General features: G+C 43.5%; 25 protein-coding genes and 3 tRNA genes. 6 read left to right on the forward strand and 22 right to left on the reverse strand.

Annotated features, from left to right (window positions below):
• Positions 1-3: 3 nt before the first annotated feature.
• The 9 genes from NO992_RS21280 to xerD all read right to left on the reverse strand — a co-directional run bounded on the left by NO992_RS21280 (position 4) and on the right by xerD (position 7,389).
• Positions 4-80: transfer RNA gene (locus NO992_RS21280), tRNA-Arg, on the reverse strand.
• 136 nt (positions 81-216) lie between these two features.
• A tRNA-Arg gene (locus NO992_RS21285) sits at positions 217-293 on the reverse strand.
• Positions 294-314: 21 nt separating this feature from the next.
• A tRNA-Ser gene (locus NO992_RS21290) sits at positions 315-407 on the reverse strand.
• A 119-nt stretch (positions 408-526) separates the two neighbouring features.
• The gene (locus tag NO992_RS21295; RefSeq protein ID WP_010375970.1) at positions 527-709 is read right to left on the reverse strand and encodes a hypothetical protein; all 183 of its coding nucleotides are present in this window, start codon (positions 707-709) and stop codon (positions 527-529) included.
• Between the two features lie 238 nt (positions 710-947).
• Positions 948-2,498, reverse strand: a complete 1,551-nt coding sequence (lysS, locus tag NO992_RS21300) for a lysine--tRNA ligase (protein WP_010375973.1) — start codon at positions 2,496-2,498, stop codon at positions 948-950.
• A gap of 27 nt (positions 2,499-2,525) precedes the next feature.
• Positions 2,526-3,624, reverse strand: a protein-coding gene (gene prfB / locus NO992_RS21305; protein ID WP_099030198.1) for a peptide chain release factor 2 whose coding sequence is annotated in 2 segments (ribosomal slippage) — positions 2,526-3,548 and positions 3,550-3,624 — 1,098 coding nt in all. Because the reading frame shifts where the segments join, the coding sequence is not laid out codon by codon here.
• 173 nt (positions 3,625-3,797) lie between these two features.
• Entirely contained in the window at positions 3,798-5,528 is a 1,731-nt protein-coding gene (gene recJ / locus NO992_RS21310; RefSeq protein ID WP_371380364.1) for a single-stranded-DNA-specific exonuclease RecJ, read from the reverse strand.
• 101 nt (positions 5,529-5,629) lie between these two features.
• The gene (gene dsbC / locus NO992_RS21315; RefSeq protein ID WP_010375978.1) at positions 5,630-6,367 is read right to left on the reverse strand and encodes a bifunctional protein-disulfide isomerase/oxidoreductase DsbC; all 738 of its coding nucleotides are present in this window, start codon (positions 6,365-6,367) and stop codon (positions 5,630-5,632) included.
• Positions 6,368-6,465: 98 nt separating this feature from the next.
• A complete protein-coding gene (xerD, locus tag NO992_RS21320; protein WP_017216320.1) occupies positions 6,466-7,389 on the reverse strand; it encodes a site-specific tyrosine recombinase XerD in 924 nt (307 codons plus the stop codon).
• A gap of 80 nt (positions 7,390-7,469) precedes the next feature.
• Between xerD and fldB the strand changes: the two genes are divergently transcribed.
• Positions 7,470-7,994: a flavodoxin FldB gene (gene fldB / locus NO992_RS21325; protein ID WP_088529990.1), complete on the forward strand. Its 525-nt coding sequence runs from the start codon at positions 7,470-7,472 to the stop codon at positions 7,992-7,994.
• Between the two features lie 49 nt (positions 7,995-8,043).
• Here fldB and NO992_RS21330 read toward each other — a convergent pair whose 3' ends face one another.
• Both NO992_RS21330 and NO992_RS21335 read right to left on the reverse strand, forming a co-directional pair.
• Complete coding sequence (locus tag NO992_RS21330; protein ID WP_371380367.1) at positions 8,044-9,642, reverse strand: response regulator; 1,599 nt, start codon at positions 9,640-9,642, stop codon at positions 8,044-8,046.
• Positions 9,643-9,771: 129 nt separating this feature from the next.
• Positions 9,772-10,476 carry a tRNA1(Val) (adenine(37)-N6)-methyltransferase gene (locus NO992_RS21335; protein ID WP_371380369.1) on the reverse strand — a complete coding sequence of 235 codons (705 nt, stop codon included), beginning with the start codon at positions 10,474-10,476 and terminating at the stop codon, positions 9,772-9,774.
• Between the two features lie 67 nt (positions 10,477-10,543).
• Here NO992_RS21335 and srmB point away from each other — a divergent pair, with 67 nt between their 5' ends.
• Positions 10,544-11,770, forward strand: coding sequence for an ATP-dependent RNA helicase SrmB (srmB, locus tag NO992_RS21340; RefSeq protein ID WP_010606189.1), 1,227 nt, complete (start codon positions 10,544-10,546; stop codon positions 11,768-11,770).
• Positions 11,771-11,852: 82 nt separating this feature from the next.
• On the opposite strand, the gene NO992_RS21345 is transcribed toward srmB, so the two are convergent.
• The 3 genes from NO992_RS21345 to NO992_RS21355 form a co-directional block, all read right to left on the reverse strand.
• Positions 11,853-12,332 carry a hypothetical protein gene (locus NO992_RS21345; protein WP_099030193.1) on the reverse strand — a complete coding sequence of 160 codons (480 nt, stop codon included), beginning with the start codon at positions 12,330-12,332 and terminating at the stop codon, positions 11,853-11,855.
• Positions 12,333-12,830: 498 nt separating this feature from the next.
• Complete coding sequence (locus NO992_RS21350; protein ID WP_371380371.1) at positions 12,831-13,415, reverse strand: glycerophosphodiester phosphodiesterase family protein; 585 nt, start codon at positions 13,413-13,415, stop codon at positions 12,831-12,833.
• Positions 13,416-13,570: 155 nt separating this feature from the next.
• Positions 13,571-13,900, reverse strand: coding sequence for a hypothetical protein (locus tag NO992_RS21355; protein ID WP_371380373.1), 330 nt, complete (start codon positions 13,898-13,900; stop codon positions 13,571-13,573).
• An 88-nt stretch (positions 13,901-13,988) separates the two neighbouring features.
• On the opposite strand from NO992_RS21355, the gene NO992_RS21360 reads away from it, so the two are divergent.
• Together NO992_RS21360 and NO992_RS21365 are read left to right on the forward strand one after the other, a co-directional pair.
• Positions 13,989-14,201: a hypothetical protein gene (locus NO992_RS21360; protein ID WP_371380375.1), complete on the forward strand. Its 213-nt coding sequence runs from the start codon at positions 13,989-13,991 to the stop codon at positions 14,199-14,201.
• An 8-nt stretch (positions 14,202-14,209) separates the two neighbouring features.
• A complete protein-coding gene (locus NO992_RS21365) occupies positions 14,210-14,344 on the forward strand; it encodes a hypothetical protein (protein WP_256260991.1) in 135 nt (44 codons plus the stop codon).
• A gap of 26 nt (positions 14,345-14,370) precedes the next feature.
• Here NO992_RS21365 and NO992_RS21370 read toward each other — a convergent pair whose 3' ends face one another.
• The 4 genes from NO992_RS21370 to NO992_RS21385 form a co-directional block, all read right to left on the reverse strand.
• Positions 14,371-14,763 (reverse strand): hypothetical protein, encoded by a 393-nt coding sequence (locus NO992_RS21370; RefSeq protein ID WP_371380377.1) that lies wholly within the window; start codon positions 14,761-14,763, stop codon positions 14,371-14,373.
• A 2,516-nt stretch (positions 14,764-17,279) separates the two neighbouring features.
• Complete coding sequence (locus tag NO992_RS21375) at positions 17,280-18,485, reverse strand: NAD(P)/FAD-dependent oxidoreductase (RefSeq protein WP_371380379.1); 1,206 nt, start codon at positions 18,483-18,485, stop codon at positions 17,280-17,282.
• A complete protein-coding gene (locus NO992_RS21380) occupies positions 18,472-19,878 on the reverse strand; it encodes an FAD-dependent oxidoreductase (protein WP_371380381.1) in 1,407 nt (468 codons plus the stop codon). The genes NO992_RS21375 and NO992_RS21380 overlap by 14 nt, the downstream gene beginning before the upstream one ends.
• Before the next feature lie 4 nt (positions 19,879-19,882).
• Positions 19,883-20,194, reverse strand: a complete 312-nt coding sequence (locus NO992_RS21385; RefSeq protein ID WP_010371949.1) for a 2Fe-2S iron-sulfur cluster-binding protein — start codon at positions 20,192-20,194, stop codon at positions 19,883-19,885.
• Between the two features lie 392 nt (positions 20,195-20,586).
• Here NO992_RS21385 and NO992_RS21390 point away from each other — a divergent pair, with 392 nt between their 5' ends.
• Together NO992_RS21390 and NO992_RS21395 are read left to right on the forward strand one after the other, a co-directional pair.
• A complete protein-coding gene (locus NO992_RS21390; RefSeq protein ID WP_039493629.1) occupies positions 20,587-20,814 on the forward strand; it encodes a helix-turn-helix domain-containing protein in 228 nt (75 codons plus the stop codon).
• On the forward strand, positions 20,798-21,415 hold the full coding sequence (locus tag NO992_RS21395) for a GNAT family N-acetyltransferase (protein WP_305776511.1): 618 nt from the start codon (positions 20,798-20,800) through the stop codon (positions 21,413-21,415). The genes NO992_RS21390 and NO992_RS21395 overlap by 17 nt, the downstream gene beginning before the upstream one ends.
• A 9-nt stretch (positions 21,416-21,424) precedes the next feature.
• Here NO992_RS21395 and NO992_RS21400 read toward each other — a convergent pair whose 3' ends face one another.
• The 4 genes from NO992_RS21400 to NO992_RS21415 are packed head-to-tail and all read right to left on the reverse strand — an operon-like array spanning position 21,425 to position 23,745.
• The gene (locus NO992_RS21400; protein ID WP_371380383.1) at positions 21,425-22,030 is read right to left on the reverse strand and encodes an SDR family NAD(P)-dependent oxidoreductase; all 606 of its coding nucleotides are present in this window, start codon (positions 22,028-22,030) and stop codon (positions 21,425-21,427) included.
• Positions 22,027-22,476, reverse strand: a complete 450-nt coding sequence (locus NO992_RS21405) for an adenylyltransferase/cytidyltransferase family protein (RefSeq protein WP_010371961.1) — start codon at positions 22,474-22,476, stop codon at positions 22,027-22,029. The genes NO992_RS21400 and NO992_RS21405 overlap by 4 nt, the downstream gene beginning before the upstream one ends.
• A gap of 6 nt (positions 22,477-22,482) precedes the next feature.
• The gene (locus NO992_RS21410) at positions 22,483-23,229 is read right to left on the reverse strand and encodes an SDR family oxidoreductase (protein WP_305776512.1); all 747 of its coding nucleotides are present in this window, start codon (positions 23,227-23,229) and stop codon (positions 22,483-22,485) included.
• A gap of 27 nt (positions 23,230-23,256) precedes the next feature.
• Positions 23,257-23,745 carry a winged helix-turn-helix transcriptional regulator gene (locus NO992_RS21415; RefSeq protein WP_010371968.1) on the reverse strand — a complete coding sequence of 163 codons (489 nt, stop codon included), beginning with the start codon at positions 23,743-23,745 and terminating at the stop codon, positions 23,257-23,259.
• Between the last annotated feature and the right edge of the window lie 157 nt (positions 23,746-23,902).

The following is a 23,902-nucleotide window of genomic DNA, read 5'->3' on the forward strand; positions in this document are numbered from 1 at the left end:
AAGTGGCGGACGCAGGAGGATTCGAACCTCCGACCGCCTGGTTCGTAGCCAGGTACTCTATCCAGCTGAGCTATGCGTCCGTTACGAATGTATAGTTTTCCAACTTCTTTATTTTTAACCACTAAAAGAAAAGTGGCAGACGCAGGACGTGTTTTTTGAAGGTGAACCTCCAGCTTCCTGTTTCCTACCTTTATTATTTAACCACTTAAGGAAAAGTGGCGGACGCAGGAGGATTCGAACCTCCGACCGCCTGGTTCGTAGCCAGGTACTCTATCCAGCTGAGCTATGCGTCCGTACAAGACAACCATTAAAAATGGCGGAGAGGGAGGGATTCGAACCCTCGATAGGGCTACAAACCCTATACTCCCTTAGCAGGGGAGCGCCTTCGGCCACTCGGCCACCTCTCCGTCTTGTGGGGCGTATAATATAGGTTAGAAAAAATATGTCAAATACTTTTCTTGTAAAAAAGCACTGAATGGTGATAGATTGTGCAGTCTGCTTAGTTACTCGGCACTAACGCCAATTTTTACTCATTTTGTAGGGGGTTAGGATCGCTGTAGGTATTTCTTAATGCACGTTGTTGACGCAAAACTTCGTCCAAAAATGCTTCTTGATAACCAAGCTGCTGAAACTCAGCAATACAAGCCCGATAGTATAAAATTCTCGCTTGCTCGTGCTCATCAACATTTTCAAACTCATTATTGCTCATCTTATTGGATTCCCTATTTGTTATTTTTAACGCAACATTAGAACTTGAAAAAGACTAGTTAGGAAATTGGGATAATCTAGTTTCAAATGAGAAACAACTTTTATTATGAATAGGAGTTGGCAATAACTACATAATAAAACTAAGTATTTAAAAATACTGTGAGATTTATCTTACGCAAATAACAGAAAAGCGCCATTAGGCGCTTTTCTAGATGTACTTTCAGATTACGTGAAAATACTTACTGTTCAGCTTGTACTTCAGGACGCATGTGTGGGAATAAGATAACGTCTTTAATAGTCGGTGAGTCTGTGAATAACATCACAAGGCGATCGATACCAATCCCCTCACCTGCTGTTGGTGGTAAACCATGCTCTAGCGCACGAATATAATCCGCATCGTAGTGCATTGCTTCATCATCACCCGCATCTTTTTCTTCCACTTGGCGAGCAAAGCGCGCAGCTTGGTCTTCAGCGTCATTAAGCTCAGAGAAACCATTTGCAAGCTCACGGCCACCCACGAAGAACTCGAAGCGGTCTGTGATAAATGGATTTTCATCGTTACGACGCGCAAGCGGAGACACTTCCCAAGGATATTCAGTGATGAATGTCGGTTGGATAAGTCTGTGCTCAGCAACTTCTTCGAAGATTTCACATAGGAACTTACCTGGGCCCCATACACAGTTTTCAGGGATCTTAACGTGAACTTTCTTAGCGTATGCTTTTAGTGCTTCAAAGTGGTTTTCTGGATCTTTGAAGATTTCAGCTTGTGCTTCAGCATCTGGGCCGTATTGTAAAATAGCATCAGCCATAGACAAACGCTGGAACGCACTGCCAAAGTCATACTCAATCGTCTCTGTCACTTCGCCTTCAGCATTTTTCACAGTATTAACAACTGTAGTAGTGCCTAACACGTCTTGTGCCACGGTGCGTAACATGTCTTCAGTCAAGTTCATCAAATCATTGTAATCCGCGTATGCTTGATAGAACTCAATCATAGTGAACTCTGGATTATGACGCGTAGATAAACCTTCGTTACGGAAGTTACGGTTGATTTCGAACACACGATCAAAACCACCAACCACTAGACGCTTAAGATATAGCTCAGGCGCGATACGTAAATACATATCAATATCTAGCGCGTTGTGATGCGTTACAAATGGACGTGCAGACGCGCCACCTGGAATAACCTGTAGCATCGGCGTTTCGACTTCCATAAAGTCTCGTTCAGCTAAGAAACGGCGAATACCTTCAATCACTTTTGAACGAATACGGAATGTTTCGCGCGTGTCCATGTTAGTGATCAAATCAACATAACGCTGACGGTACTTTGCTTCTTGGTCAGTCAGACCGTGGAACTTTTCAGGTAGTGGACGTAGCGACTTAGTCAGTAGTTCATACTCAACCATGTCGACGTATAAATCGCCTTTACCTGATTTATGAAGCGGACCTTTAACACCAACGATATCGCCGATATCTAATTGACCATACTTCTCTTTTAGGTCTTTTTGTACGTCTTTTGAAGCATAAGCCTGAATACGACCTTTCATGTCTTGCAACACTAAGAAAGGACCACGTTTCGCAAGCAGACGACCCGCAACAGAAACATGATGATCAAGTTCTACTAGCTCTTCCTTCGATTTATCACCAAACTTAGCTTGTAGATCTTGTGTGTAGTCTTCGCGGCGGAATGAGTTCGGGTGGCCATTCGCAGGGCAATTTTCCCGGATCGCATCTAGCTTGCCACGACGCTCAGCAATAAGTTTATTTTCGTCTTGATTGTGATCTGTCATTGTTTAGCTCTTAGTTTAGCTTGTGGATTAAAGGCCTGATTTCAGGCTTGCTTCGATAAATTTGTCTAAATCGCCGTCTAGTACGGCTTGGGTATTGCGATTTTCAATACCTGTACGCAAATCTTTAATACGTGAATCATCTAGCACGTATGAACGGATTTGGCTGCCCCAGCCGATGTCAGATTTTGCATCTTCTTGAGCTTGCTTTTCAGCGTTTTGCTTTTGCAGTTCAAGTTCAAACAATTTCGCCTTTAACTGCTTCATCGCTTGATCTTTGTTCTTGTGCTGCGAACGATCATTCTGACACTGCACTACGGTATTGGTTGGTAAGTGCGTAATACGTACCGCTGACTCTGTACGGTTAACGTGCTGACCACCCGCGCCCGATGCACGATATACATCGATACGAAGATCTGCAGGATTAATATCGATTTCGATATTGTCGTCAATTTCTGGGTAAACAAATACAGAAGCGAACGAAGTATGACGACGACCGCCTGAATCAAAAGGACTCTTACGTACTAAGCGGTGTACGCCCGTTTCTGTACGAAGCCAACCGTAAGCATATTCGCCCGTGACTTTAACTGTTGCGCCCTTAATACCAGCAACATCACCATCGGTCGCTTCAACGATTTCGGCTTTAAAACCTTTCGCCTCAGCCCAGCGCAAGTACATACGCAGCAACATGTTACACCAGTCTTGAGCTTCAGTACCGCCAGAGCCTGACTGTAAGTCGATGTACGCATCGTTGGCATCTTGCTCGCCCGAGAACATACGACGAAACTCTAGTTTTTCCAGCTGCTCAACAAGGCCGTTGACCTCTTGCTCTGCTTCAGTGAAGGTTTCTTCATCTTCGGCTTCTACGGCAAGCTCAACCAAACCTTCTGCATCATCGGCACCAGACACGAGATTATCGATGGTTTCAACAATCACTTCTAAATTCGATTTTTCTTTGCCCAGTGCTTGGGCTCTTTCCGGCTCGTTCCATACAGCAGGATCTTCTAATTCGGCATTAACTTCTTCTAAACGCTCTTGCTTTAGAGCGTAGTCAAAGATACCCCCTAAGAAGCTCTGTACGTTCGCGAATTTCCTTGATTTGGTTAATCACAGGATTCACTTCAAACATTTACCATTACTCCAGAACTAAATTTGTCGGTTTGTGAATTCACACAAACAGGTCTGACAACGGGTCAGACCATAGATTTAAGCGACCAATAGTATCAAATAATAACCGCGCTTAGCATCCCTTAAAGTGAGAATTTTGGGAGTTTTTTAACAAACTCAGTACGCACATCTCTATTAATTCGATTGCGCCTGAAGTTCACGCACAATAAGCTGCAAATTATATTTACCACGAAACTCATTAATATCTAATTGATAGGCAAACAAAGCATGAGTTGCCTGGAGATTTGGCCAAGCCCGAACGTCAACGTTAAATGCTATCGCATCAACCAATCGGCCTGAACGATGCTTAAGCACAAGTTTTAGATGTTTGTCGCCAACAATACGTTGCTGCACCAACTCAAATACATCCTGAAATACCGGCTCACTAAATTGCTGCCCCCACGGACCTGCCTGCTGTAGTTCAAAAGCAAAATCCATGGTAAAGCAATCGCCCGGCAGCTCACCGTCCGTCAACAGAATGCTTTGCTTTGCTTCTTCGCTCAGCGTCGCACTGACGTTTTGTTCAAATACCTGTTTAAACCGCGCAAATTCAGACTCTAAAATGGTCAATCCTGCTGCCATCGCATGACCACCGAATTTTACAATTAATTCTGGGTGCTGGGTATTGATTGACTCCAGCAGGTCACGCATGTGTAGACCTTCAATAGAACGACATGAGCCCTTGATCTCGCCGTTGTCGCCTTGTGCAAAAATAATACACGGGCGGTGATATTTTTCTTTTAAGCGTCCCGCTAGAATACCTATCACACCTTGATGCCAATCATCTTGATACAAACACAAGGCATCTGGTACTTCTTGGCTTTTAAGTACCAAACGCTCTAATACCGCTTGCGCCTCTTGCTGCATACTTTGCTCAATCTCGCGTCGTTCTATATTTAGACTATCGAGCTCAGACGCAATACGGCGGGCTTGATTAATGTCTTTCGATAACAAGCAAGCAATACCTAAACTCATATCGTCAAGACGCCCCGCGGCATTGAGTCTTGGTGCTAACGCAAAGCCAAAATCACTGGCACTTAATCTAGCATTATTACGGTTAGAAACCTCGATAAGCGCTTGGATCCCCGGTCGCGTTTGACCACTGCGGATCCGGGCGAGCCCTTGATATACCAAAGTGCGGTTATTCGCATCCAAAGCCACAACGTCAGCCACGGTGCCTAGGGCGACAATATCTAATAATGCCGCCAAATTTGGCATCGCGATATTTCGCTCCACAAAATAGTTTTGCGCTCTTAAGTAATGCCTTAGTGCTATCAGCAGATAAAAGGCAACCCCAACGCCCGCGATAGACTTAGACGGGAAATCGCAGTCAAGACGATTTGGATTAACAATCGCATCGGCAACCGGCAACTCATCACCTTGTAAATGGTGATCAGTAACAATCACTTTAATACCCGCTTGCTTCACGATTTCGACACCGCGAATACAGGAAATACCGTTATCTACGGTGATCACCAAATCAGGTTTTATGGCAACGATTTGCTCGGCCAATGCTGGACTTAGGCCGTACCCCAAGCTAAATCTATCTGGCACGAGGTAATCCACCCGCTGAAAACCAAACTGAGGCAACCCCTCCATTAACACGGCGGTGCTCGTTGCGCCATCGGCGTCAAAGTCACCAACAATCAACACTTGTTGTTGCAAAGAAAGTGCTTCAGCCAGAATTTGGCTTGCAAGCTCGATGTCTTTAAATAATTTAAAATCGTGTAAGGTTGCGGCGCTATTATCGAGTTCAACGACCGATTTAACCCCTCTGGCAGCATAAAGCTGTTTGATCACGGGATGTAGTGAAGCCGGTAAATGGCTGTCATCAACCCGCTCTCTTGGTTTAATTTCTGTATGCATACTTTTTCACAAAACAAAAAAGGCCAAAATGGCCTTTTATATTCTTTATCTTGCTATCTTATCGAGTTCTCAACGCGAACTCCATCGCTAAGCGTGAGTCATTATGACTTAGGGCTATTTGCATCTAGCATTTGTGCGATAGCTGCTGCAGGTTGATAACCTGGGATCATTGAACCATCTTCAAGTATGATCGCTGGTGTTCCTGAAATGCCAAAGCTTTGCCCTAGTTGATAGTGCTCGGCTACTGGCGCTTGGCAGTTTTCAACTGGTTTCACTTCACCACCAGCTTTCGCCTCAGTAAGTGCAGCAGCGGCATCTTTTGCACACCATACATTTTTTAAATCTTCATAGCCTGAACCACGCAAACCACCACGTGGGAAAGCTAGGTATTTCACGGTAATACCAGCGGCCAAGTAATCTTCTAGTTCACGGTGAAGTTTGCGGCAGTAGCCACAAGTAATGTCTGTGAATACCGTGATTTGATGCTTTTCATTTTCCGCTTTGTAGACGATCATTGAGTCTTCGTATTCAGCAATACCTTTTTGGCGCACATCACTCAACGCGTCTTCGGTGATATTACGGCGGTTATCAAGATCAATCATAGTGCCCTGAATTAGGTATTTACCATCAGCACTTGAATACAGTACCCCTTTATCTGTGATCACTGTTTTTAAGCCAGCAAGCGGACTATCTTTGATTTGCTTAACCGTTATACCTAATCCGCTAAATTGCGTCGTAATTGGGTCTACTTGTGCTGTTGGTGCGACAGGACCCTCAACTTGCTCAGCGAAAGCGCCAAAGCTCAATGCCAGTGAAGCGGCAACTATTAGTTTTTTCATTATGTTCTCTCTAAACCTGTTATTTGAGGGGTTCACGCGCCCCTTTGTGCTACTCACTAAGACCGGAGTAACCATAAATAATTCCCAAGCAACAAAAATTAAGCTCTTGGGTGATGCTGCTGGTGCAATGTTTTTAAACGTTCACTGGCAACATGTGTATAAATTTGAGTCGTCGACAAGTCGCTATGGCCAAGCATCATTTGCACAACTCGCAAGTCAGCGCCATGATTCAATAAATGTGTTGCAAAAGCATGACGTAGCGTATGTGGCGATAACGGCGACTTAACGTCTGCCAAAATAGCATAGTGTTTTATGCGATGCCAAAAAGTTTGTCGCGTCATACCTATACCGCGCTTAGATGGAAAGACAAAATCGGTAGCATGCTTGATCATTAAGCCCCGCCCTTTTTTGAGAAATTGTTCAATCCAATGCAATGCTTCTTCACCCATAGGCACTAAGCGTTCTTTGCCTCCCTTACCCCGCACAAGTACAACAGCTTGTCTCATGTTGACTTGCTCCATTCTTAGCCCGACTAACTCGGTCACGCGCAACCCCGTGGCATACAAGAGTTCGAGCATTGCTTTATCTCTCAACCCCATAGGGTCGTCACAATCAGGAGCATTTAACAAGGCCTCAACTTCTTGCTCTGACAAGGTTTTTGGCAGCGACGGGGTTGTTTTGGGTTGCGCAATAGTATCCAGTGGAGACTGCGCGATTTGTTTTTCTCGCAACCAATATAAATAAAATCTCTTTAATGCACTGATGGCTCGCGCGTTACTCTTTGCTTTTAAGCCCTTGTCTATTCTGTGTGCCAAATAAGCCTCGACGTCCTGACTTGTGATTGCCAGTAAAGAAGACACCGAGGTTTCTGCTTTTATAAATAAGAGAAACTTTTCAAGGTCACTGCGATAGGCTGCAATGGTATTTTCACTGAGCCCTTGCTCCAAAAATAGCGCATCTAAAAAGGCTTCTATATATTGCAGATCGGACAGTGTATGGGTAGTTGCTTGGTGTTCGCTCACAGAGTACCTGTATTAATTATTAACGTCATGATGTAGACTTGCCACCTATAATACCAGTCAAATTGAAAGTGATAAATACAATGCAAATTGGGTTATTTTACGGCTCGACAACATGTTACACAGAAATGGCCGCAGAAAAGATTCAAGAAATCATCGGCAAAGACACAATTACCTTATTTAATATTAAGGACGAGCCGCTAAAACAAGCTGAGCAGTTTGACTTCCTCATTTTTGGTATCTCAACATGGGACTTCGGCGAACTTCAAGAAGACTGGGAGTCTCACTGGGACGATATCGACAGCGTTGATCTGAGCAACAAAGTGATAGCACTATTCGGCATGGGTGACCAACAAGGTTATGGTGAATGGTTTCAAGATGCACTAGGTATGCTACATGAAAAAATTGCCCCTCAAGGCGTCACTTTTTTAGGTTACTGGCCAAATTCAGACGACTATGAATTTGAAGCGTCAAAAGCACTTACCGAAGATAAAAATCAGTTTGTTGGCCTAGCACTAGATGAGGACAGTCAATACGACAAAAGCGACGAGCGTATCGCAACTTGGATAGAGCAAATCATGACGGAATACGCCGAATTAGATGTTTAGCGCGGTAGGCGTTAGCACTAACCCAAAGTGGTAACGCCCAATCCTACTATCAGCTGTAAAACTGGCTCAATGCGGCCTCAATTTGTGATAGCTTATACGGTTTATGGATCACATTATCGAAAACTTCATTTTGAGCTTGAGTTAAGAAAATATCAGCGGTTATCGCCAAAATCGGTAACCTTGAATTTTCTTGTTTGATTAAATGTGCGGCCTCTGTACCACTCATACCCGGAAGATTCACATCCATAAAAATGATGTCAAAGTGTTTTTCTTTTGCCACTTCAAAATAGGCTTCAGCAGATTCGAAAATATCATAGCTACAACTAAGTTTGTCGAGTATCGCAGTGATCAGTAGCTGATTAAGCGGGTTGTCTTCTATCACACCAATCTGATGATAGAAAATGGCGATATGCTCTGTTTTTGGTGGCGAAGCGACTTTGACTCCACTTTCGCTTTTGCACGGAATAATAAACACCACCTCAGTCCCTTCACCCTCTTGGCTGGAAACGCTGATCCGCCCCCCCATAATATCAATAAGTGCTTTAGTCACACATAGGCTTAATCCAACCCCTAAGTTTCCTCTGCCCTCAAACATGCTAAAGCGGTCAAATAGATTACTTTGCTCAAGCGCCGAAAGGCCTTTACCACTGTCTTTTACAATAAACTGTATTTCATTACCAATGACATATGCTCTGAGCACCACCTCTTGCCCAGCCTCGCTGCTCTGAATTGCAGTGTCGAGTAAAGTCTCTATAACGCGCGACACTTTATCCTTATCGAGCATCAAAGCCTCACCTTTATAGACGCCAGCAATAGAGTGCGTAATCGTAATATCGTGTTGTTTTGCCTCAGTAGCAAAACGAGCAACTGACTGCTTGAGTAGATCGGATAATGAACAAAGAATGGGTTCAAACTGAACTTTTTCACCTTCAATAAGCTCAAGCTCTAATACGGAATCAATGACAGTAAGCAGTTTACTCCCCCCCGTTTCTATATTTTGCAGGTAGCTTGTCGTAGATTCAGAAAACCCTTCAGCTTCAGCTGAGTTGAGTACCACATCATTAAAGCCAATGATGGCATTAAGTTGAGTGTGTAATTCATGGCTGATATCAGATAAGAAATTGTCTTTGGAATCATTGAGCAGCTTAAGTACGTTTACTTCTCTGCGCAGTTCAAGTTGCCGAATTACCTGACGACCCAAGGTGACAAGTGTTTTCCTTTGCAAATCAGTAAGTTTTTTGGGCTTATCACTGATAGCACAAATAGTGCCTACCTTATAACCGCCAGAGCTAATCAGCGGTGCACCGGAATAATGACGGATTTTCGGACCGCCAGTAACCAGTGGATTGTCAAAAAAGCGCTCATCTTCTATGGCGTCTTGCACCTCAAATACATCTTCTTGCAAAATAGCATGAGAACAAAAGGAGATATCTCGATGGGTTTCATCCACATCTAGCCCCACTTTGGACTTAAACCATTGGCGATTTGTGTCTATCAAGCTAATAAGCGCGATAGGCGTTTCACAGATCTCTGACACCAACTGCGTAATTTCATCAAGATTTGCTTCTGCAGCAGTATCCAATACCTTATATTCGCGCAGCGCTTTGAGACGATTTTCTTCGTTATTTGGGATCTCGGCTTTTTTCATGAACACCTACACAAGCGAATTAAACCAGCTAAGTACACGTAAATCAGACTGCACTTTTGACACGATGATTCTGACTATTTCTCAGCTAAAGTGTAGAAGATAAATCACGATACGAGCAAAAAACATCCATCACATTTTTAGGTAAAACTCATGACATAAAGAAACAAAATCATTCGTATATTGGTTATCTACATCGTATATCACCAACGATTGCTCATGACTTGGTTGTGCTAGGTTTTGTTTGCCTATCAGTAGCAATCTGCGAGAGTAAGATTTACTCGGGGTAGTTTTAATCGCACAGCTTGAAACAAGAAACCAATTTCGCGCTTTGGCAAGCTGACAAAAGAGCAAACTCTCTTTATAGGGTAAAATTACCGCAAGTTGCCCAGCATCCGTCGTAAACTTTTCGAAGGCATCAAGCAACGTATCAAAACTTAGGCTGTCCGTGTGTCTCGCTCTATTTCTCGCTTGATTTTCTCCTTTCAAACTCGCGTTGAAGTAAGGTGGGTTTGATACCATGAGATCAAAGCGCAGCTCGCTATCAAACTTTTGTATTGCACAGCGATGCAGCTCAATATCAGGCCACGGGCTGTGCTTGATATTAAACTCTGCATCTTTTAACGCATCGTTATCAAGCTCAACCGCATGGACTGTGCTCATTGGACTTCGCTGTTTACACATCAATGCGATAAGCCCAGTTCCCGTTCCGACATCAACAACCCGCTTGGCTTCAGCGAGTGGAACCCACGCGCCAAGCAAAATACCATCGGTCGAAACCTTCATTGCCGCATGATGCTGGGTCACCGAAAACTGTTTAAATGCAAACTGAGACATCCTATACCTTTGAGAAAATGCAATAGCAACGTATAATTCCGCTATTGTCCTTTATTTGTGATGCAATATGCAATTTACTGAATTTGATTTAGACAGCAAGCTGATTAGTGCGATTAAAAAAATGGGTTTCGATACTCCCACCAGCATTCAACAGATGGCTATTCCTGAAGCGCTAATTGGCCGAGATATTCTCGCCAGCGCACCAACCGGTACGGGTAAAACCGCTGCATTCTTGATCCCTGCGATTCAGTATTTGCTTGATTTCCCTCGCAAAGAGCCAGGCTTTGCCCGTGTGCTTATCATGACGCCAACCCGTGAACTTGCCTATCAAATACACGAGCAATGTGAACTCCTTGCCGCAGGTGTTAACCTTAAAATAGGCGTGGTAACTGGCGGTATTAATTACGGTAGTCACAAAGAAATCTTCGAAAAGAACAATGATATCCTCATCGCAACCCCAGGTCGTTTGATGGAATATCTTGAAACCGAGAACTTCCACGCAGAAAACGTTGAGCTACTGATCCTAGATGAAGCCGACCGCATGCTAGACATGGGCTTTCGAAAAGAAATGCTACGTATTTGCTCTGAAGCGGTAAACCGTCGCCAATGCTTTTTATTCTCAGCAACCCTTGAGGGCGAAAGCGTTGAGAAGTTTGCTGAGCGTATATTACAAGACCCAGCATTACTTGAAGCCACTCCATCACGTAAAGAAAAAGGTAAAATCCATCAGTGGGTTCATCTTGCAGATAACTACGAGCACAAAGTCAATTTGCTCGCACAACTGCTTGATGACGAAGAAGTAACCAAAGCGGTTATCTTCGTAAAAACGCGTGAACGCCTAGAAACACTCGTTGGTGAGCTATTTGCTAAAGGCATTAAAACCACTTGGCTGCGTGGTGAAATGCCACAAGACAAACGCATGGCTGCGATGGCAAGTTTTCACAGTGGTAAGACGAATATCTTAGTGGCAACCGATGTTGCAGCCCGTGGTATCGACGTTGCGGATATCAGCCACGTATTTAACTTTGATATGCCGCGCACCGCAGATATTTATGTACACCGCATCGGTCGTACAGGCCGCGCTGGTAAAAAAGGGACCGCGGTTTCCTTGGTTGAAGCCCACGATGTTGAGATTTTAGGTAAGGTTGAGCGTTACACCGACCAAAAACTTAAGCGCCGTGTAATTAAAGGCCTTGAACCTAAACATAAAGAAGCAAAAGCACCGAAGAAGAAAAAAGATCCGGTGAAAATCAAGGCGAAAAAGAAAGCCGCCAAGGTTAAAAAGAAAAAGTAACCCAAAAAACCAGCGTCAATACGCTGGTTTTTTTATGCTAATTTGAGCAAGTGCTAATCTGGATAAATGCGATTGCTCGATTTTAAAACGCGTTGCCGCCGTTAATTATAATTGGCGCAGAACTTCGGAAGAGCTCTTTATTTCTACCTGAAATAAAGCCTGAAGCAATGACTCTACCATTAAGACTGGATACTGTTATTTTCCCGTGGTAGATTCTAGAGGAACATGCAACATTCCCTTTACCAAATGGAATGTGATAAGTTGTAGTTGCTCGACCACTTAATACCAGCTCCTGTCCTGTTGTAAGCTCAGATTCCACACCGTTATTAGCTGTTCCTCCATGTATCAAAGGAGTGCCTTTGATTGTGTATAGATCTAATTTTATTGTTGTTTCAACATCGCTTAAATTTGATACTACCAGTGATAGCTCAGTCACATGATTCGCATCACAATACTGATTTCCAGGCACTGAAAACTCGACAGTCCTCTCGTTTGCATAAATACCAGAGCTAAAAAATGCCGATAGTAATAATAATTTTGTGAAATGCTGTTTGATTTTCATAGTGATCCTCTTTGTTGTTAAAAAGTCTAAGACTTTAGTATTTACGCCGATTAAACCTGAGATATTTATCCCCTAATGTATTTACGCACAGTGTCTGAAAGTATTTATAACGCTCGCGTAGCGCGAGCTAGCGAGCGTCCTGATTGACGCGTTTGTTAGCTTGTGTTGCACGAATAAAATTAAGATCACTAGTGATAACTCCAATACCCGATGCGACAACGTCATCGTAGGATTGGGTAATCGATTCATGTCGGGACCAAAGATAAACATCCGAACCATAGCTCTGCAATCTTGATGCGAGGCGTTCAGGATAGCCCCAAAAATACTTTGTCATCGAGGGAGGTATAAAAAGAATGGTGTTCCTACAGGACTCAGGAACTAATCCCGCCCATCCAACTAAAAGATAATCTATTCCGCAATTCTTTACACTACCAACACTTGCTAACCGTAAAGATGAATCCTTGTTTCGAAACCACTCCATACCTTTTGAAGAGGTAATTACAATATGGCTAGATTTTTTCCAGATAGATACTCATATAGAGTTTCGAATGAACGTATGTCGTTATCCTTTAGGTTTAACCAAAACTCATGCTTTGGATACCGTTTATAAAACGCCTCTAACTTAGAAATCCCAAAACCTTTTCCTCTAAACGGGAAAGTCGCACCATCATCAAACGTATATCCATATCCTGCATCAATACTTTTCAACTGCTCAAATGATGCTTTATGTACCGGCCCAGACCCGTTTGTGGCACAATCTAACGTCCAGTCATGAAAAACAACCAGTTGATCATCACGAGTTCTGTGAACATTTAGATGAATTACGTTCGCTCCGGCTGCAACGGAAGAAGCTACAGCTTCTAGTGTGTTCTCAACAGCATTGATGTTTGATGCTTTTATTGAAAGGGCGGTACAGCCAGTTTTTTTTAATTTTTCATAGTTAACTGCGCTTCCCCCTCCTCGATAGGCCACGATCTCGCCATGTCGCTGTAGGTCAGGAACAAACATATAAGCGTTAACAACTCCTAGTGTGATTATGCAAGACAGTGCGATCAAAAACGTCTTAACTATTTTTATAAACATTTATTACCTGATTCCTTGGTCGATGGTCGATGGTCGATGGTCGATGAAAAGCTAACGCCGCAATAAGCGGTGAGTAATAACTTGCTAAAATGTGAAACGAAGTAGAACCGAGCAAGCTGTTACGAATCCTACTTTATAGCCTTGTTATAAGTTGTTTACTTAGAAATTAGATCTCCAACCAGCCTTGAAATATTATTCATACCACTTTCCATATGTTCACTTAACACACCAGTTTTTTGGTATTTAGGAACCATGAGATCAAGCTTCTGAAATTCATCATGATTGACAATAATATCCATGTAGGATTGTAACACCTCAGTCTTAGTGCTTTTTCTTATTAGATCTTTTTTTACTTTTTCTTCATGACGGCTTATTTCAACAACATCATCGTCATCATATTTTGCGTAATAAAGTTCTCGACCAAGCCTTTTTTGCGACCACTTTAACTTACCTAACAACCTTTTAATTTCTTCCTGAAGCTCCATTGTCCCCATTTGTCTCTGATACCTCTGTTACTTTTAACTGGCTGTCCCAGCGGGGACAGTATTCTTTATAACTCAATAGGAGTAAATTATGTCTAAAAACTCAATGTCAGAAGCCGCTGCTGCTCGAATTCAGTCGGCAACTGCAAAAGCAAATGGCGGAGTAGTCCCTAAAGGTTCATTCGCTGCAAGAGCGCAATCTGCAGCAAGCCAATCAGGCTCCACTCCTCCCCCTAACGGTCCAAGTAAAACTGGCAATCCTTCTGGCGGTGGTCGCGGTAACAATCCACCAAAAAGCAAGTAGGGGGATCTATGCCAGATACATCAACTATGTCTGACGAGGAACTAGACCTTTGGTCAGATATCAATAATCCGAATAACGATGCTGATATGGATGATTGGGCTGATGCCCATAATCCAAACAACGACGATTACTTGGATGATTAAACAAAAGTAGCTTGGGCTTGACCAAGCTACTTACATTGCTCAGCATTCCTTTCAAAAGCTTTCAAAAAACCTTCTTCATCAACTTTGTATCTAATATATGAAATTTCGTTCATCGTATCCTCAAAAGCACAAAGACATAACTTCTTCTTGGAACCATAACTTCTGTAAGATAGCGGTTCCTTATATGAACTGGAGCACGCTTCTAAAACGGCGTATTCGACATTTAGAGGATAACGGTTATCAGTTATTGCGTAATCTATAAATTGACTACCGCCATAAGCAAGTATCGCCGCTATACCTGCAGCTTTTAGTGGCTTTTTCACCGTGAATTTTTCAATAACACTTGCACAAGTTTTACAATGAAATTTAACTGTTGCACTAATTTCGGCCTTCTCGCCGCAACCACATGATTCTGACATTAGCACTCCATGCTAGATTTAGACTTATTAACACTTTAGTATTTATGCAACACGCAGTTTGTGTTGCATAACCGCTTGTTGGACTGAGCCGCTACCCGCTCGATGTGTCAGAGTTGGTGTTATTTATGCTATAGCTTACTTAGAAAAAATAGGCTTTTTGGAGGCTCTCACTTTCCTAGCTAGTGTAATCAGTTTAGCTAGTATTATGTAAGCTTTCCCTGCATTGCTCAGCGCTTATTATGTATTCATTACACCTAAATTTGCCTTAATAAGCAATTATATTTTTTACGCATACAGAGGCCGCTAGCCTGAGCAATTAAGCAGGTTAACTACTTGATTTTACAAAGCAGCCATAATCAAACATACCCTCCTTGGCTGCTATCAAAGCGCATCCATGCGCTTCTCGTTCATTCTTTTTACACGACGCGATCGAGCGAACCAAGAAAACATCGCCCCAGCATCACACTCAATCCTCAAACCCTAAGCCGATATAGTGCAATCGGCTTATGCTTTTCGGGTGTGATGGAGGGGGATTAGTATTGACTGTGAGTTCTAGTTTTTCTCTCAAAGCAGCAAATTTGCCTGCAAGCACCAAAAAAACTACCAGCACGGTTTTCCTCCCTCATCACACCCGAAAGTAAATTGCCAATGAGTCATTTCAACGCATGGATGCGTGAAAAGCGGTGACAGGGCCAAGGATGGCCCTTACACCGCGGTGACGTTCATATTGGCGATTTACTTGAGGAGTCGGTGTGATGTTGGGAGTGCCCTTTCTTTTGCTACCTTTTCTTTGGGCAAACAAAGAAAAGGTAGTCGTAGCCCATGGATGGGCGCCGAAATCGGTCAGGAGGACGAGCTGACTTTACGATACATTTCGAGCTACCAGCCGTTAGCAACATAAACCTCCATGTTCAATATCAAAGCGCATCCATGCGCTTCTCGTTCATTCTTTTGAAACGACGAAAAAGAACGAACCAAGAAAACGTCGCCCCAGCATCACACTCAATCCTCAAACCCTAAGCCGATATATAATACCAATTGCACTAAGTCTCCAATCAATTTGAAGGGGGAAATACCATATTAGCGTCGTTAAAAATTTCTCATTTAGAACAACTAAATAGCAAAATTTTTGCCTAGCTACTAAAGCTATTTCTCCGCTTCAAATTGCTCATTTACCTAATACAATTGGTATCGCAACCGCCTTGTAAGGCACATCCCTATGCCAGACAAGACTTGGCCGACATCCTGTCGGCACATTGCATATCAGCTTATGCTTTTCGGGTGTGATGGAGGGGGGATTAGTTTTGACTGCGAGTTCTAGTTTTTCTCTCAAAGCAGCAAATTTGCCTGCAAGCACCAAAAAAACTACCAGCACGGTTTTCCTCCCTCATCACACCCGAAAGTAAATTGCCAATGAGTCATTTCAACGCATGGATGCGTGAAAAGCGGTGACAGGGCCAAGGATGGCCCTTACACCGCGGTGACGTTCATATTGGCAATTTGCTTGAGGATTCAGTGTGATGCTGGGAGTGCCCTTTCTTTTGCGCAACGATTCTTTGGGCATCAAAGAAAAGTAAGTCGTAGCCCATGGATGGGCGTCGAAACCTGTCAGGAGGACAAGCTGACTTTACGATAAATTTCGAGCTATCAGCTGTTAGCAAAATAAACCTCCATGTTTAATATCAAAGCGCATCCATGCGCTCCTCGTTCATTCTTTTTAAACGACGCGATCGAGCGAACCAAGAAAACGTCGCCCCAGCATCACACTTAATCCTCAAACCCTAAGCCGATATAGTGCAACCGCCTTGTAAGGCACATCCCTTTGCCAGACAAGACTTGGCCGACATCCTGTCGGCACATTGCATATCAGCTTATGCTTTTCGGGTGTGATGGAGGGGAGAATAAATTGCTTGTGAGATCTTCTACAATTTTTTGATTAAGCTGCTTGCAAGGATTACAGAACCTATCTGCATCGCCTCCTAATTAGCAGTGCAGATAGTTTTGTGGGAGGTGGTTTACCCGCCGATAAGTTATGTTTTTCGGGTGTGGTAAAGGGGGATTAGTATTGACTGCGTGTTCTAGTTTTTCTCTCAAAAGCAGCAAATTTGCCTGCAAGCACCAAAAAAACTACCAGCACGGTTTTCCTCCCTCATCACACCCGAAAGTAAATTGCCAATGAGTCATTTCAACGCATGGATGCGTGAAAAGCGGTGACAGGGCCAAGGATGGCCCTTACACAGCGGTGACGTTCATATTGGCAATTTACTTGAGGAGTCAGTGTGATGTTGGGAGTGCCCTTTCTTTTGCATACTTTTCTTTGGGCATCAAAGAAAAGTATGTCGTAGCCCATGGATGGGCGTCGAAACCAGTCAGGAGGACGAGCTGACTTGATACAATCGCAAGGGTATCACCTCGGTTTAGTTTTTTAGGCTTGCGTAATCGCACCGTTTATCCTGTCTTAATGGAATATTCATCAGCAACTAGATATATCCCATTAAGACAACAGAATCAAACGCTTATTCGAACCGTTCAACGCGAAACGGAGCCAAATCAACAGAGGTAGGTTTGCCTGTCATAAGTTCAGTAATAAGCGTGCCAGTAATGGCCGACATTAAAATCCCCGTCCTAAAGTGTCCACACGCATTAATATAACCTTCTACTCCATCAACGGGGCCCAAAATTGGCAGCTCATCCGGTGTACCAGGTCTAAGTCCTGCCCAACAACGTTTAATACTCGACTCTTTTAGCACCGGCAAACACTTCATAGCACCTTGCGACAGCTCGGTAATTTTATCTAGACTATTGGTGGTATCGAAACCTTTCTCTTCGGTAGAAGAGCCAATTAAAATTTCGCCGTTGTCCTTTTGTGCAATGTAGCAATCACTGGTACTGATACAACCATTTAATACTTTAGGCATGCGCTCAGACAGCACTATTTGGCCTTTAACCGGGTAAACTGACATGTGTTTACCAGTCGCCTGATGGTAAATGTCATCCGCCCAGGCACCAGCGGCATTAATTAAGGTCTCGCAATGCAGGCTTTGATCTTGCGTCCTCACGCCTATCACCTTATTGCCTTCACGCAGCACCTCTAACACTTCGGTATTCAGAAATAACTCAACACCATTTTGGCGTGCTCCTTCGGTATACGCATCAACTAATCGGTATGGGTTTACCTGATGGTCGCAAATAAAATCTATTGCACCAATCGCATCAGGAGTGATGTAAGGCTCCTCTGCACGTAATTGCTGTTGGTCTAGCCAACGGATCTGCGAAGACAAATTAGGGATCCCTGACACTATACTATCTGCATATATTTCATCATCGCGATTGTACATAATGAATTTAAGACCGGTACGTTCAAACTTAAAGTCGACATCATGTCTGGCCAGCATTTCTTCATGCAGTGCTGGATATAACTCGTTTGATTTGAGCGCAAGTTCAAAAAAGCATTCGGGTAATTGATGCGGCCGCAATGTTTGTGCAGCTTCGGTATCTCCTTCACTTTGGAGCTTCGACAAGGTTTTGAAGAAGATCACACCACAGCCAAGTCCAACCGACTCACCAATTGCCCATAATCCACCCGCAGATGCACGAGACGCGTTACCCGGCTTTTTTAAATCCACTAACGCGATTTTTAGGTTAGTATCGCGGCTTAAAAAGTAAGCACAGGCAGCACCAATTACACCGCCACCTGCGATAATGACATCATACTGCTTCATGGTTTTTCTCCAGTAAAGTAAATGGAATTGGGTCAAGTGGGAATCTTGGCCTTATCACACCGAGTGTATCTAAATGCCCTGCAGCGTGCAGTCGGTCTAGTGCATAGCTAGAGCACATTTTTCCTTGGCAGTCTCCCATGCCAATACGGGTTCTCATTTTCACGCTAGACAAATCTTTCGCACCTTGTTGCAACGCTAAATCGAGTTGCTGGCGCTTTACTTGTTCGCAGCGACACACCACAGTATCTGGCTGGGTTAACGCTAGTAGCCCCTCTCTGCGCGCCGAGAAGCGGTCAAATCCGGCTCTAAACTTCTGTGCTTGCTTACGTTTAGTTTTGAGCTTGCGCATCCGCGTGTGGAAGGCCGTTTCGCTTAAACAGGCTTGTTCATAGGCAAGCATGGTTGCGGCCATTTTCCCTTCAATGATAGCCGCTTCTGCACCTAGCAAACCATTGGTATCACCACAGACAAAAATTGAATTTAAGCTACTGCGTAAATTGTCATCTAATAAAGGCACATAACCATTCGTGGTTGTGTACTGATGAGAAACCCCAAGTAGCATGGCAAGCTGGGTGCGGGCAACAAAACCATAGCCGACCCCTAGACTATCCACGGCTAAATGCTGTGCTTTTGACAAGTCCGCATGCCAGTGCTCATCGTAAGGCGCTACGGTAACACTGGAGAGTTTTTCTTGGCCTTCTGCTTTCACAATGCCATAGCCATACTTGAATGGAATATTATGCTTTTTGAGATACGCCAACATACTCAATCCCGAAAGCGTAAGCTTAGGTTTATTAAGCAGCGCCACAGTCTCTTTCGCCAGTTCACTAAAGCGACTCGCTTCATATACGCCAACCACTTGTGCACCAGATTTATGTAACTGGCAAGCAACCAATGGCAATAATGGTCCAGTTCCGACTAAAGCCACTTTTTTCCCAGGGCGAACTAACCCACTCTTGAGCTGAAGTTGCATCCCGCCCATTAACATCACACCAGGTAACTGCCACCCTTCAAATGGCACACTGCGCTCATGACAACCAGTTGCCAGAACCAACTTGGTGTAGTCTATTTGTGTTAACTGATTTTGTGTTTGCAACAGCAAACCGCTCTCGCCTTCAGGCCCAAGCACTTTGGTTTGTAGTTGTAGTGTTATATCTTGTTTATGATGGTCGTAGCGTACCTTTAGTGCAGCCATCGCTCGTTTAAGATTTTCATCTAAATGAGGAAGCTTGCTCGCTTGTCGAAGTGGCCCGCGATAGATCACCCCACCAATTTTTGGTGCTTCATCAATTAAGGTGCTAGTAATGCCATATTTAGCCAGCTCAGCTGCACAGCTAACGCCAGCAGGCCCTGCACCAACAATAACGATTTTTTCTTTTTGACAACTAGACATCACACTATACTCCAACCTGCTTGAAGCGATTTTGTTTGGTTTCAACCTGCATATTAGGTTGTACTAAGGTTTGGCAAGCCTTTTGTTTATGTTGCTTGTTTATTGTTACCTGACAACAATGACAAACGCCCATACCACAATAAGCACCAGATACGGCCTCTCGATCGCTTTCCATGATTTGCTTATAGTTTGCCGCAAGCAAAACAGACAACACGGTTTCACCATCGCATGCATTAACCGCAATGTCGTCGATTTGAATTTGGAACTGTAACCCCTCAGGGTCTGTAATATCTTGGGTTCTGGATAATTCAGACATGAAAAAATGCTCCTTCAATAAAGTCGCACAAAGCCTACTATCCAAATATTAAAAATAAACACTTTATTTACTTTATTCACTTTAATTTGATCCAAATTAACTTTTAAGCACTCTCGCGCTAATTCTGTTCAATTCGGTGCAAATGCTGCACTCACCTCACTAAAGCAGTGCAATGTGAACGTACTTACAGACCAACAAAAATCACATCCTATTGATATTAAATAATTTTAATTTCTGGCACAGTTTTTCCTTATCAACTAACACGACAAAGAAAGGAGCGTAATTATGTACACTTTATATCAAACGATGTACTTACTTTGGCATTTGGATGTGAGTATCTGGCCTGTGCACGATACAGCAACAAACCCAACAGATGTTAAGGAGAAGGCACAATGACACTTGGCAAACTAGATACTGCGGTACACGCAGTAATGAACGATATGCTCACCCCATCACAAGCTGCAAAAGCCTATCATGTGTCGCAGCGAGCACTTTACGAAGCACTGCGACGCTCCCAAGAAAAACAGCAAACTCGATGGCAAAAATTAATGCATGAAAAGGCAAGGCTTGAGCAAAGTCTGGCTCGGATAAATAAGGAACTGCATGAACAATTTGTCTAATAGCGCTATGCAGCTTCGCATTATTCAGGCGCCTAGCTTGAAATACAATCGCTTAGATTGTCAGCTTTGGGTAAAACAACTCAGCGCATTGACGCAAGCCTGTATTAATCTTGGCGCCTCTATCGGCTTTTTGCCCTCATCCTCTAGCAGAGCAATACAAAACTACTGGTGGCAGGTATTCGATGCTGTGATCAAGTCGCAAAAGACGCTTATTATCGCTGAACTTAATGGCGTAATGGCGGGTTGTGTGCAACTCTCACCAGCAACAAAAGATAATGCTCAGCACCGAGCGGAAGTGGAAAAGCTATTAGTGCATCCAAACAGCCGAAGAAAAGGCGTGGCAACAAAGCTGATGCAAGCCATAGAGCAAGAATCTACGCGGCAGCAGATATCGTTACTCGTCCTTGATACACAATCAGATTCGGACGCAGAAATCCTATATCAGAGTTTGGGCTTTAAAGTCGCAGGACAAATCCCTCATTTTGTCAGTGATGAGCGCGGTGACTTCCATGCCACCACATACTATTACAAACTGCTTGCACCGACCTTGCGCAATCATATTGAGCGCGTAGCTCAAACGCATTGTGCCAATGAATATTAGTAAAACAGTCTAATCAAGCGACTCTCTACGACTTTCATTCAGGCGATAAAAAAACAGCTTACCGATGTGCTGTGGTGTAGTTACAGCCTCTAAGATTGGCGCAGCACCTTGTGGTATGCTCATCACATTGGGATTATTGATAGTAAGACCAGCGCGCAGCTTCGTATCTATTGCCCCGGGACAGAGTACCGTTATTTTGTAGCCATCTTTGTGAAGGCCTTTAGATAAGGTCACCACTCCGGCTTTCGCAGCGCAATAAGACGTCCAATCTTTGTAGCTGTTAAATGCCGCCGTCGACGCCACATTGATCAAATGTACCGCTTTGTTAGCTTTAATTGCAGCACGAGAAATTAAATAAGTACCGATTAGGTTTACTTCAATGTCACGGATCCAGAGATTTGGATCAGAGTCTGCCACTAAACTTGAGTAAAGCGTTCCTGCCGCATTGATCACACAGTCATAAGATTTGTCGTCAAAAAAACGCTCAACTTCAGCTGGTTTAGAGACATCAAGCTGCGCGCGCGATGGCGCTTCCACTTCATGTCCTAAGCGCTTCAGTTCATCGCTTAAATAAGCGGCGAGACCACCCTGTCCGCCCGTTATTAACACGTTCATTTCTGTGGCTCTGGGATTGGATGGTTGTCGCTTTGCTCAATCAGCTTTTTATACTGATCGTAGATTTTTTGCTTTAAGTTACTAGAGCTAACACCAGCACCATAAGGAAAGTAAAATACCTGAACTCCAAGCTCTTTCAGATAATCATATTTTCCTTTCCAATCATCGCCAATCACAAACACATCAATATTTAGATTTTTCACTGTTTCACGATGATCTAAAGTACGTTGTGGAATAGCAAGATCAGGGTCTCTTAACCCTTCGATAATCGCCAAACGTTCTTCAAATGGTACTGCCGGTGGCTTTTTATAAGAACAAACAAGTTCATCGGTGCTCACACCAACGATTAACGTGTCTCCTAAACCTCGGCCATAACTAATCATTTTTAAATGATTACTGTGAAATAAATCAAATGTTCCTGAGACATAAACAATTTTATTTTTCATAAATTGCTATTTCCCTCCAGCTAAATCAATAAAAGTTCCTGTAACAAAGCTTGCTTCGTTACTTAAAAGCCAAGCGATGGCATTGGCCACTTCCGTTGCGGTTCCACCTCGCTTCAGCGGTAAAAAATCGGCTAGACGATCAACTCGGTTTGGTTCGCCACCGTCGCCGTGGATATCGGTATAAATACAGCCTGGTCTCACGCAGTTCACACGGATCTGCTCAGCGGCTAATTCCAGAGATAAGCCTTTAGTGAAGCTGTCTATTGCACCTTTTGCAGCCGCGTAGTCAACATATTCATTGGCCCCACCTAAATAAGAAGCTGCCGACGATACATTCACAATCGCGCACTGTGCCGGATCAGCGCTCAAACGCATGTGTTTAATTGCTTCGCGAGCACAAATAAAATACGGCGTAACATTATTGGTGAGCATATTGTTGATACGCGCTGCAGTCATGTGTTCAACTCGAGTCTGCGTGTTCAGCACGCCAGCGTTGTTGACCAAATGCGTAACCATACCAATATCAGTCTTTATTTTGTCAAACATCGCCTCTACAGATTTTTCGTCTGTGACATCTGCTTGTAACAAATGCGCTTTACCATTATTACTTAAGATGGTATCTGCAACCGTTTCTGCGGCTTGCACATTCTGCTTGTAATTTATAACAACAGTAAATCCTTGTTGCCCCAGCAGTTGAGCCGTTGCCGCACCAATCCCACGGCTCGCACCGGTGATAAGTACCACTTTTTGCATTTATTATTCCTTAAATTAGGCCAACAGCTACTGATAGTTCAGTACTTCTACACCCATGTCTTCTTTGACGTGTTCTATCACCATATAGGTATGATTTGTACCAACGCCAGGTATTTCAACAATTTGACCTAATACCTCACGATATTGACGCATATCCTGAACTCGGATCTTAACTAAATAATCAAAGCCACCAGCTACCATATCACAAGAAACGACGTTGGGGATTTTTACAATATGCTGTTTGAATACCTCAAATACCGCTTCGGTCGAGCTTTTTAAGGTGATTTCCACATGCGCAACCAAATGCTGGCCAAGTTTTGCGGCATTTAATCTTGCCGTATACCCTTCGATATACCCCTCCGACTCGAGCTTTTTTACTCGATCGAGGCAAGGACTCGGACTCAAGTTTACCTCTTTCGCCAAGTTTACATTAGAGATCCGACCATTGCGCTGGAGCGCGTCTAAGATTGCTAAATCGATGCGATCTAATACCCGAGTTTTAATGGAAGTCGTCATATCAGCATAAAATTTTGTGAGGGTTTGAGATTACCCGCAAATTTACCGTATTCCTTAAAAATAAAACAGCATATTCTGCTGTCTTTTCGATAGAATGCCCGCGAAATTAACGATAAAGGGCAAAGCGGCTTATTTCAGTCTTTAACGCGGCTTTGTT

Origin of the sequence: Pseudoalteromonas sp. DY56-GL79 (assembly GCF_041414765.1) — a bacterium.
In the GTDB taxonomy this organism is placed as follows: Bacteria; Pseudomonadota; Gammaproteobacteria; order Enterobacterales; family Alteromonadaceae; genus Pseudoalteromonas; species Pseudoalteromonas piscicida.